Source organism: Microbispora sp. ZYX-F-249 (assembly GCF_039649665.1).
Lineage (GTDB): Bacteria > Actinomycetota > Actinomycetes > Streptosporangiales > Streptosporangiaceae > Microbispora > Microbispora maris.
The window spans coordinates 82886-90365 of sequence record NZ_JBDJAW010000032.1; the positions used below are offsets into that span (position 1 = coordinate 82886).

At 71.6% G+C, this 7480-nt stretch carries 8 protein-coding genes; 4 read left to right on the forward strand and 4 right to left on the reverse strand.

The annotated features are described in order from the left end of the window. Positions 1 to 140 precede the first annotated feature (140 nt). Positions 141 to 557 carry a CBS domain-containing protein gene (locus AAH991_RS30045; RefSeq protein ID WP_346229285.1) on the forward strand — a complete coding sequence of 139 codons (417 nt, stop codon included), beginning with the start codon at positions 141 to 143 and terminating at the stop codon, positions 555 to 557. An 87-nt stretch (positions 558 to 644) separates the two neighbouring features. Here AAH991_RS30045 and AAH991_RS30050 read toward each other — a convergent pair whose 3' ends face one another. The 3 genes from AAH991_RS30050 to AAH991_RS30060 form a co-directional block, all read right to left on the reverse strand. Then, positions 645 to 1205 carry a hypothetical protein gene (locus AAH991_RS30050; RefSeq protein ID WP_346229286.1) on the reverse strand — a complete coding sequence of 187 codons (561 nt, stop codon included), beginning with the start codon at positions 1203 to 1205 and terminating at the stop codon, positions 645 to 647. Between the two features lie 74 nt (positions 1206 to 1279). Beyond that, positions 1280 to 3475, reverse strand: coding sequence for a ThuA domain-containing protein (locus AAH991_RS30055; RefSeq protein WP_346229287.1), 2196 nt, complete (start codon positions 3473 to 3475; stop codon positions 1280 to 1282). A 185-nt stretch (positions 3476 to 3660) separates the two neighbouring features. After that, complete coding sequence (locus tag AAH991_RS30060) at positions 3661 to 4086, reverse strand: VOC family protein (protein ID WP_428834050.1); 426 nt, start codon at positions 4084 to 4086, stop codon at positions 3661 to 3663. A 322-nt stretch (positions 4087 to 4408) separates the two neighbouring features. On the opposite strand from AAH991_RS30060, the gene AAH991_RS30065 reads away from it, so the two are divergent. From AAH991_RS30065 to AAH991_RS30075, 3 genes are read left to right on the forward strand one after another with little or no spacing between them, the layout of a single operon-like run. After that, entirely contained in the window at positions 4409 to 4819 is a 411-nt protein-coding gene (locus AAH991_RS30065) for a hypothetical protein (protein WP_346229289.1), read from the forward strand. Between the two features lie 21 nt (positions 4820 to 4840). Further along, positions 4841 to 5314: a DUF6789 family protein gene (locus AAH991_RS30070; RefSeq protein ID WP_346229290.1), complete on the forward strand. Its 474-nt coding sequence runs from the start codon at positions 4841 to 4843 to the stop codon at positions 5312 to 5314. Next, complete coding sequence (locus AAH991_RS30075) at positions 5311 to 6126, forward strand: SDR family NAD(P)-dependent oxidoreductase (RefSeq protein ID WP_346229291.1); 816 nt, start codon at positions 5311 to 5313, stop codon at positions 6124 to 6126. Before AAH991_RS30070 ends, AAH991_RS30075 begins: the two co-directional genes overlap by 4 nt. Positions 6127 to 6219: 93 nt before the next feature. Here the strand turns inward: AAH991_RS30075 and AAH991_RS30080 are convergent, their stop codons facing one another. Continuing rightward, positions 6220 to 6645, reverse strand: a complete 426-nt coding sequence (locus tag AAH991_RS30080; RefSeq protein WP_346229292.1) for a PPOX class F420-dependent oxidoreductase — start codon at positions 6643 to 6645, stop codon at positions 6220 to 6222. Positions 6646 to 7480: the final 835 nt, after the last annotated feature.

Below are 7480 nucleotides of genomic sequence, written 5' to 3' on the forward strand. Positions count from 1 at the left end.
CTGGGTGTAATTCGGGGCGGAAATCCGGACGGCCGTGTACGCCGTCCCGTCGGGGGTAGGCGGCGGGAGCCCCCCACTCCCCGCCCCTGCGCGCGACCGTCCCCCGGCCGCGTGTACGGCACACGAAGAAAGGAGAAGGCATGACGACCGCTCGCGACATCATGACCCCCCGGGCCGAGTGTGTGAACGCGGACGAGACCGTCCTCGACGCCGCGCAGAAGATGGCGCGCCTCGGCGTGGGCTCGCTGCCGATCTGCGGCACCGACGACCGGCTCAAGGGGGTGCTGACCGACCGCGACATCGTCGTGAAGGTGCTGGCCCAGGGCAAGGACCCCAAGTCGTGCCAGGCCGGCGAGCTCGCCCAGGGCGAGGCCGTGACGATCGGCGCGGACGACGACGCGGCCGAGATCCTGAGCACGATGGCCTCGCACAAGGTCCGGCGTCTGCCGGTGATCGACGGCCACAAGCTGGTGGGGATCGTCGCGCTGGCCGACGTGGCCCGCGCCCTGCCCGACCGCCCGGTGGGCGACCTCGTGGACGCCATCAGCACCGACTGACGCGCGCCGCACGTTCTCCGAGCCCCGGCCCCCGTGGCCGGGGCTCCGTGCGTGCGGGGCCGTACCACTCCCGGGCCGGCGCGCCCCTCATCCCGCGTCGCCGTGTCCGCCCACCTGGCCGAGGGCCCTGCTGCGGGCCAGCTCCGAGAGCTGCACCGTGTCGACGCCGTCGCAGACCAGCTCGGTCGAGGCGATCACCGCGCGCACCGCGGCGGAGTCGTCCCCCGGCACGGCCACGGTCGCGGTCTGCAGGTACGTCCAGTCACGCAGCGCCCGCAGCGACGCGGCGGGCAGCCGCGCCGAGTACTCGATCACCAGGGCGTCGTCCTTGACGAGCAGGTGGTCGAGGCTCGCCCTGGTGGGGATGTCCTGGTCGGACGGGCTGTAGAAGGACTGGGCCGGGTGCGTCCAGGAGGTCGCCTCGCCGGGCGGCGTGCGCGGCCGCATGTCGCACGTCACCGGCGACGCCGCGCCGTTCGCTTCGGAGGACCCGGCGGAGGAGACGGGAGAACCGGCGGAGGACGCGGGAGAACCGGCGGAGGACGCGGGAGAACCGGCGGAGGACGCGGGAGAGCCGGCCCCGCCGCACCCGGCGCAGAACGCGAGCGCCGCCACGGCGAGTGCGACCCGGGTGAGTGCCTGGCCCATCCATCCACTCCTTGTCTCGTCGGGAGGGCTCCGGTGGCCCGGGCGCGATGCGCGCCCGGGCCCCGGAGCGGGGATCAGCGCCCGCTGACCTTGAGGGACGCCGAACGGGAGACGACCTCGCCGGTCGGGTCGGTCACGCGGACCCGGTACTCGGAGCCGGACAGCTCCGGGGTCGCCGTGACGACGATCGCGAAGGACGTCTCGCCGGCCATGTCGGCCCACTCCGACGAGCGCGGCGACTTCACCTGCCACTGGTAGGCGACGTTGCGGCCCTCGGCGGGCGCGGCGAAGACCGCGTCCTCACCGTTGCCCACGGCCGTCGTCTTGGGCTGGGACACGAACCCCAGGCGGACGCTCTTGTCGTCGAGCGTCTTCATCCACTCGACGAGCTCGTGGGCCCGGTCCCGGAGCGTGCTCTGGGCACGCCCGCCCACGTGGCCGGAGTCGACCGTCTGGCGGAAGGCCTTCGCCTGCGCGAGCGCGCCGGCGTAGTCCTTCACCAGGTAGGCGTCGTACGACGCGGTGAGCGCCTGGCCGAGCCGGGCGGCCAGGTCGGCGCCGACGGACCCGTCCGCCACACCTGCCGCGACGAGCTTGCGCAGTTCCTCGTGGCTGACGCAGTTCGCCTCGGTCTGACCGGCGGCCCACTTGACGCCCTCGAGCATGTTCTTCTGGAACATCGGGTCGAGCGTGTTCGCCCAGTTGTGCAGCAGCGCCTGGGTGAACGAGCGCCCGCCGTCGTAGTTCTGGCACCACGAGATCGGGTGGTCGGCGCCCTCGACCCGGCCCGCGCTGGCGCCGATGCCGCCCACGTACGTGGCCTCGTTGAGCGTCTGCAGGACGTGGACCTTCTCGCGCGGCAGGAAGGCCCAGTTGTAGAGCTCGTCCACGATCTTCAGCTTCTCGGGGAACTGGCGCGTGGCCGGGTTGGTGCCGTCCTCGGTCACCAGTTCGCCGATGTTGCAGGCACCGCAGGTGTTCTGGATGCCGCCGCCGTTGGAGCCGTGGTTGTCGAACTCGCCGCCGGCCAGGCCCTTGTACCAGTCCCACTGGTGCATGGAGTCGGTGGCGCCGTGCAGGGCGACGAAGCCGCCCCCGTTGATGCTCTCGAAGGGGTTCGGCACCGAGACGCCGGGGCTGAGGTAGTCGTACACGTCGACGTCGAAGTTGTTGGCCCGGACCAGGTCCTGCAGCACGGCCATGGTGAGCGGGATGTGCTCGTGCCGGAAGGCGCCCGGCTTGTTGCCGAAGGCGAGCACCCTGAACTTCGGCTTCTCGTTGCGCACGGACTCGGTCGGGAGCCGGAACGGGGCACGTTCCATGCCACGCGCCGCGCTCACGGTGACGCCCGTGGCCACGTCGGGGTGCTGGACCCCCTGCAGCTCCTCGACCAGGTAGGCGGCGTCCTTCACAAGGGAGTCGCGCATGTGGCCCTCGGGCACGACCTGGCCGGCCAGCGCGCCGAAGCGCGTCAGCGCGGCCACGGCGGCGTCGCCGCCGGCGTCGGCCTGGGTGAGCAGCGCCAGGAGGCGGTCCCCGTTGGAGGCCGAGACCTTGCCGGCGGCGACGTAGCGCTGGACGAGGGCGCGGACGTCCGCGACCGAGGTGGTGATCTGGAAGGTCAGGGTGTACGTGGCACCGTTGCCCGCGGAGTCGCCGAGCGTGACCGCCCACGTGTGCGCGCCGACGGACAGGGTGGCCGGGTCGAGCGGCAGCGGGTAGGTCCACTTGCCGTCGATCCACATGTCCCGGACCGCGGCGCCGCCCGATCCGGGGGTGGGGTCGGTCCGCGTCGGCGTGATGGAGGAGGCCGCCGCGCTGTGCGGCACCTTGCCGCCCGAGACGCCCGGCCAGGCGGCGACCGGCGGCCTGGTGTCGATGCGCACGCTGATCGTCCTGGCGGCCGAGGCGTTGCCGGCGGCGTCGACCGCGACGTAGCGGACGGTGCTGTTGCGGTCGCCCGTGACGACGTAGGTGGCCGTGCCGCGGGTGCCGTTCCGCACCGCCGGCACCTCGACGGCGGCATCCGTGCCCACCGTCACACGGAACGAGGCGACGGCCTCGTCGTCCGTGGCGGACAGGTTCAGCGTCACCTCGCCGTTGGTGAACCAGCCGTTGGTCCCGGTCGTGGTCGACGGGGTGTACGCGGTGTTCGTCGCACCGTTGTAGTTCGGCCCGGCGACCGGCGACAGCGTGGCGACGTCGAGAACGGGCGCCGCGCCGGTCTCGGCGGCGGCCAGGCCCGTAACTAAAGTGAAATCATTCGTCACCTTCCTGTCAGCCCTTTTCTTGCATAGAGCAAAAGCTCACCTCCCCGCGCGGGTGGGGGGTGGTCAGGCCCGCAGGTAGTGCAGGCCGGGGGGAGCACCCGGCGGTGGTCGTCGCCGGCCGGAGCCGGTCGCTCGGGCAGGTCGGCTGCGAACCGGGCGGCGGGCTTGCGGGTTGGTGCCGGCCTTCAGCCGAGTTGTTCGGCCAGTCCGACGACGATGCCTTCGGGACCACGGACATAGCAGAGCCGATAGATGTCCTCGTACCGCGCCAGCTCGCCGACGAGTTCGGCGCCGTGCGCACGCAGGCGGGCGACGACCTCCTCGATGTCGTCGACGGCGAACATGATGCGGCGAATGCCCAGCGTGTTCGCAGGCGCGTCCTTCGGCTTCGCGCTGATCGCCTTCGGCGTGTGGAACATCGCCAGCTCGACCCGGCCGTGGCCGTCCGGGGTCCGTAGCATCGCGACGTCCTGCCGGACGCCGTCGATCCCGATGACGCGTTCCACCCAATATCCCTCGATCGGCATCCTGCTCTCCAGCTCCATGCCGAGTTCGACGAAGAACGAAATGACGGCATCGAGATCCTCGACGACGATGAGGACGTTGTCCATCCGCCGGATGGTCATGCCTGGTCTCCCTTGTCCGTGTCGTACGGCCGCCGTGGCCGCATCCACTCCTTGGACGGAACCGCCGGGCCGTTCTCGACAACGACCCGCACCTGCTCGCCGGACGTCCCGGATCACTGATCGTCGCCGGCATGGGGTACGCGCCCGGACGGGCGGCGGGGCGCCCCCGTTTGAGCCCGTTCGTGAGGGTATGGCGGCTTTGGGGCGCCGGCCCGGCGGGAGCCGGGGGCGGCGCCGCGACGACGGGGGCCCGCGGCACACGTGCTCGAATCCCGGGCCCGGATCCGAGACGCCGGGAGGGGTGGCGATGACCGACGACACCACCGCGGGCAGACCGGAGCGCTACGCGTTCGAATTCGACCCCCGATTCGCCCCGCTGCTGTCCGTCCTGGGCATCCGCCCGGACACCGCCGGCGTCCTGGTCGGCCCGGGCACCCTGCGGGTGCGGTTCGGGCCGTGGGTGACCGAGACCCCGCTGGCCAACGTCTCCGGCGTCGAGACGACCGGCCCCTACTCGCCGTTCCGGGCGATCGGCGTCCATGTGTCGCTCGCCGACCGTGGCCTGACCTTCGCCACCAACGCCCGCAGCGGGCTGTGCGTACGGTTCCACGAGCCGATCCGGGGCGGCGAGCCGTTCGGGCTGCTGCGCCACCCCGGTCTGACCGTGACGGTCGCCGATCCCGCGGGACTCGCCGAGAAGCTGTCCCGGCGCCTGTAGCAGCCTCCTGGAGGGAGAACCTTGATCCGCCAACTCGTACGCGGCGCGGCCGCGGGCGCGCTGTCCACCGTCACGATGAGCGCGGTGATGCTCGCCGGGCAGAAGACCGGCCTGATGCCGGGCCAGCCGCCCAAGCACATCGTGAGGGCCGCCCTACCGGGCCACCGGCATCGGCCGAAACCCGGGGAGAACGTCCTCGGCGCCGCCGCGCACCTCGGCTTCGGCGCCGCCTGCGGCGCGGCGTTCGCGCTGCTCACCCGCCGGCGCGGGCCCGGCGTCCCCCTCGGCGTGGGCTACGGCCTGCTGATCTGGCTCGGCGCCTACGAGGGCTGGGTGCCGGCCCTGAACATCCTGCCGCCCGCCTCGCGTGACCCCGCACGCGGCCGCCCGGTCGTCATGGCCGCGGCGCACGTGGTCTATGGCACCACGCTGGCGCTCGCGGTCCGTGCCATGCGCGGAACGGGCGGGCGGAACGACGTGAAGGAGGAGAGATGACGACGACGGAACGTCCCCTGGCGCTCGTGACGGGCGCCTCCAGCGGCATCGGATACGAGCTCGCCAGGCAGTTCGCCCAGCACGGCTTCGACGTGGTGGTCACGACGGAGGACGAGGAGCTCGCCACCGCCACCGAGTCGCTGAAGGAGTACGGCGGGCAGGTCACGCCGGTGCGCGCCGACCTCACCCGCTACGACGAGGTGGAGCGGCTGTGGACCTCGGCCGTCGCGGCCGGGCGCCCGCTGGACGCCGTCGCGATCAACGCGGGCGTCGGGGTGGGCGGCGCCTTCGCCCGCGAAACCTCGCTGGAGGCCGAGCTCAAGCTCATCGAGCTCAACGTCACCTCCGCCGTCCACCTGGCCAAGCGCGCCGTGGCCGCCATGACCACCCGCGGCGCGGGGAGGATCCTGTTCACGTCGTCGGTCGCCGCCCTCACACCCGGGCCGTTCGAGGCCGTGTACGCCGCGAGCAAGGCGTTCCTCCACTCGTTCGCCGAGGCCCTGCGCAACGAGCTGAAGGACTCGGGGGTCACCGTCACCTCCCTTCTGCCGGGACCGACGGACACCGAGTTCTTCAGACGGGCCGGCATGGAGGACACGCGGGTGGGCTCGGGCAAGAAGGACGACCCGGCCGAGGTCGCCCGGCAGGGCTTCGACGCGCTGATGAAGGGCGACGACAAGGTCGTCGCCGGGTCCTTCATGAACAAGGTCCAGGGCGTGGCGGGCCGCATCACCCCGGACACGGCCAAGGCCGCCATGCACCGCCGCATGGCCGAGCCCGGCAAGGGCGACTCCCCGGCCGGGGACGAGTAGGTTCCTCCGGGCGAGGACCGGCGAGGGGCGGGAACCCACCCGCCCCTCGTCGTATGGCTCCCCGTCGCCCGGCCCACATGCGCACGACGACAATCAGCCGGCGACGTCCTTGAAGGCGACGACCCTGCCGACGCGCAACCGCACCAGGAACTCCCCCGGCACGCCGTTGCGCCTGCCGTACTCCTCGGCCCGGTCCTCCCCCATGTAGCGGCCGCCGAGCACCGTCGCCCAGTGCCTCACCTCGTCGAGGTCGTCCGACAGCGTGGCCTCCCCCTCGATCATCACGTACGAGTACGGCGGCCGCTGGTCGTCGACGCACAGGGTCGCGCGCGGTTCGCGCCGCAGCTCGCGGGCCTTCACGCTGCTGTCGTGCGTGGTGAAAACCACGTCGTCCCCGTCGAGGGCGAACCAGATCGGGGTCACGTGCGGCCGGCCGTCCGCTCTGGTTATGGCGAGTTTGCCGGTCCTGGTGCCGCTCGTCGCGAACTCCCGCCACTCCGCCTCGGTCATCCTTTCCATGACCTCGAACCTAGGACACGTTCCGGCCGTTCACCCAGCGGCGTACTCCACCGGGGACGCCCCTGCCTCCAGCGCGACGCGCTGCCTCTTGGAAACAGACCCCTGTCGGAGGAGACGTTCGGCCGCAAGAGTGTCAGTGGCTATCGCTGCGCGCAGCCAGTCCCGCCGGCGGGCCTCGAACCCCTGAGCGCAGGAGCGCACGAAGTTGGTGACGACGGCGGACACCTTGGCCGGCGGGGTGGCGTCCTGTATCCCTCGATGCTCGGCATGTGGCCGTGGGCCTTCGAATAGTCGAAGTAGTCGGAGACAGTGGATTCGTAGTCCTGCTCGCGATACTTGAGGAGGCCACGAGGGCGGCCCTCTGCGGCCGGATGGAGACCCATGGTGCGCATCCTCGGCATCATCGGCCTGGAGTCGCTGTTCCGCATCTACGGCACCGCCGACTCCGCCGCGACCGCGCTCACCGGTTGAGCCGCCGTCCGGATCGGCCGCAAGTCACTCCCCGGAGGGCTGGCCGCGCATCAGGTGACCAATCGGCCCGGGAGCGACCATCCACTGCACTCGGACCCGAGCTGGAAAGCCCCACTGTTGTCACAACCGCGGACCGAGAAATAGTGAGAAAAACCGCACGGACCTTGGGGTCCGTCGTAACTGATGCATACCAGGGGGTCAGGTCCCGGCCCGCCCGCGTCCACGCTGAACCCGCCGTTCCACGGATCGCGGCGCTTCACCTTGTACGTGGTCACCTTTCCGTTCTCGAACGAGTAGCGGACTTCGAAGTAGTCCCAGTCCCGTCCGGTCGGCCCCCATTGGAAGACGGCCCTGCCGCGGCTTT

Bases quoted from the DNA above. Each gene is read 5' to 3' on its own strand.
- AAH991_RS30045 (WP_346229285.1), top strand. From the start codon at position 141: ATGACGACCGCTCGCGACATCATGACCCCCCGGGCCGAGTGTGTGAAC.
- AAH991_RS30050 (WP_346229286.1), bottom strand. From the start codon at position 1,205: ATGGGCCAGGCACTCACCCGGGTCGCACTCGCCGTGGCGGCGCTCGCG.
- AAH991_RS30060 (WP_428834050.1), bottom strand. From the start codon at position 4,086: ATGGACAACGTCCTCATCGTCGTCGAGGATCTCGATGCCGTCATTTCG.
- AAH991_RS30065 (WP_346229289.1), top strand. From the start codon at position 4,409: ATGACCGACGACACCACCGCGGGCAGACCGGAGCGCTACGCGTTCGAA.
- AAH991_RS30075 (WP_346229291.1), top strand. From the start codon at position 5,311: ATGACGACGACGGAACGTCCCCTGGCGCTCGTGACGGGCGCCTCCAGC.
- AAH991_RS30080 (WP_346229292.1), bottom strand. From the start codon at position 6,645: ATGGAAAGGATGACCGAGGCGGAGTGGCGGGAGTTCGCGACGAGCGGC.